At 51.8% G+C, this 2592-nt stretch carries 2 protein-coding genes; one reads left to right on the forward strand and one right to left on the reverse strand.

Annotation, left to right across the window (positions count from 1 at the left end):
- Positions 1–83 precede the first annotated feature (83 nt).
- A complete protein-coding gene (locus KDK14_RS15050; RefSeq protein WP_257265992.1) occupies positions 84–221 on the forward strand; it encodes a hypothetical protein in 138 nt (45 codons plus the stop codon).
- On the opposite strand, the gene KDK14_RS15055 is transcribed toward KDK14_RS15050, so the two are convergent.
- On the reverse strand, positions 205–2592 hold a 2388-nt coding region (locus KDK14_RS15055; RefSeq protein ID WP_257265993.1), incomplete at its 5' end, for a hypothetical protein. The genes KDK14_RS15050 and KDK14_RS15055 overlap by 17 nt on opposite strands.

The following is a 2592-nucleotide window of genomic DNA, read 5'->3' on the forward strand; positions in this document are numbered from 1 at the left end:
CCCGCAAAAGCACAAGTGGTTCCAGCTTTTCGGGCGGCGGGTAGAGTCTGTAGAAATGTCGAAGTTATTTCAGGACAGCCCCTATGAAAACCATTGATTACACGACAGCCATCACCGCTCCCTACTATACGGCATCTGCCGTTAAAGCAGTGCATACAAGTTCGGACCACGGGAGATGGTCACCACCACCTGCCATCAACCTTTTCACTTGCAGTGCTTGACGGCTTCTATCATCGGTTGATAAACCTCGTCCCCAGCCTGACCCGCAGTATTGATGATCCCCAATTCCATCAGGCCACCGGCAACAGCGGGGGATGACCTGCGGTGATAATGACGATAGATGCACACCCCTGTCAGCACAATGGCCGCAGCCCCCAGGGCAATAATACCGGCTATTGCACCAGTACTAGCCGCCAGTGGTGCCACCCGGGTGGGCAAAGCCGTCTCCGGTAGACCGGTAAAGTTCATGGTGGTGTTCGCTACCGTCGGTGCAGACGTGGCCGGTGCTGTCGTCGGCTTCCCGGCCGCGCCTGCAGAGTAGCCTGTGCTCCTGGCAAAACTCTGGCGGGTAACTGTTGGCGGCGTTGGGCTGGGAGCAACAGGTTTGCATAACTCTGCCAGCTCATCCGAGTAATCACCACAATCGTTATCCCCATCGCACTGCCAACGGTCAGGAATACATCTGTTGTTGTCGCAGGTGAACTGAGTAGTAGAGCATGTCACCTCAGGCTCTTTGGTTTGGCTGGACGTTGGACTCTGTGCAGAAGTTGTCATTGCTTCTGGTGTTGTGATTTGTGTTGGCGTTGCGATGTGTGCAGGCGTTGTGATTTGTCCGGGAGTGGTTGAGCTGTTTTCCGGGACAACAGGACATGACTCAAACCCGGTGAAAGCGTCATTTGTTAATGCCCATGAATAACAGTCACCAGGCTGGCAATTCGGCTTCAACAGGCGTGGGTCAATATCTTCACAAAAATGATCCAGCAAGTAGAGGCAATCCCCGGCGGTGTCTGGTTGCGGTTCACCGTTAACGCTAACATTACAGATAGTTGAATTAGAACCTCCCCGGATATTCGCAGAGCCCTTTTCACTTACGACAGTGGTGTTTACCGCCGTAGTGTTAACAACAGTGCCAAACCCTCCTGTCCCGATACGCGCATTTGCTTTCGTGCCGGAGGTTATAACTTTGCTGTTGAATGCCATGGTGTTAGCAACGGTTCCAGTAGAAATACTCCCCGCCCCGATACCGGCATCAGCACTCTTACCGAAGGTACCGAAAGTTTTCACTGTGCAGTTTATTGCTATGGTGTTAGCAAAGGTGTTAGCGTAGCCTCCACGAACTTCCCCTACCCCGATACCAGCATTACCAGCACTGGAGGTTTCAACTGTACAGTCTATTGCTATGGTGTTAGAAACGCCTGCGCTAGAACGAGAAAACACTGATCCCGCCCCGATACCGGCATCGCCGCCATTGAGCGTTTTTACCTTGCAGTTAATTGCAGTGATGTTGGCAATGCTTCCAGCAGAATCAACATACCCTGCCCCGATACCAGCAGGATGAGAAGAATCGAAGGTTTCCACCGTGCAACTTCTTGCTATCGTATTGGCAACGCTTCCACGATTAACTTGCCCCGCTCCGATACCGACAGCACCTCTGGACTTCACCGTGCAGCTTTTTGCAGTGGTGTTGGCAACGCTTCCGCGATAAACTTCCCCCGCTCCGATACCGGCAGGGCTATAGGACGTTGCCACCGTGCAGTTTGTTGCAGAGGTGTCGGTAACGTTTCCATTAGAAACGCTCCCTGCTCCGATACCGGCAGGGCCAGAGGACGTTTCCACCCTGCAGTTCGTTGCTGTAGTTCTAGTAACACTTCCATAAGCAGAAACTTCCCCCGCACCGATACCGGCATGATATTTGGATCCAGACGTTTTCACCTTGCAGTTAATTGCAGTGATGTTGGCAATGCTTCCAGAAACACTCCCTGCCCCGATACCAGCAGCATAATAATAATAACCATAATAATAACCGGAGCCTTCCACCGTGCAGTTGATTGCTCTGATGTTAGCCAGAGTTCCCTTTGACAAGACAGATCCTCCGCCGATACCAGCATGCTTTCTGGCACTGACAGAGCAACCAACTGCTGTGATATTGGCAACCTTTCCGTCGATTTCACCCCCTACAATTGCCGCTTTATCCCTTCGGTTGTCAACATCAGCATTTTCAACCCGGATATTACTAACTGTCCCACCGCGTGAAACTTTACAGGCCACTACTCCTGTTGGACCAGAACTCGACCCTATTCTGGCATCAGTGAAACCCAGGCCATCAACCTCACCCTTCAGATTTTTCACAAAGCAGTCCCGGAGATTCTTAATGGTATACTCCTGACCATTGTATTTACCGGTAAATGCGCGATCATCGCTGCCAATGGATTGGAGTAATCCACCACCGTCAATATCCACAGTCTGAAAGTAATTACCATCAAGCCGATAGTCTGGATCATTGCCAATCTTGCCCAGGGTTGTGGCATTCGGCACCGGCTTCCACCCTTCTTTACTGCCGGATGGGAATGCATCAACCCCAGCGGTCAGGCC

This window comes from Endozoicomonas sp. ONNA2, from assembly GCF_024606365.1.
In the GTDB taxonomy this organism is placed as follows: Bacteria; Pseudomonadota; Gammaproteobacteria; order Pseudomonadales; family Endozoicomonadaceae; genus Endozoicomonas.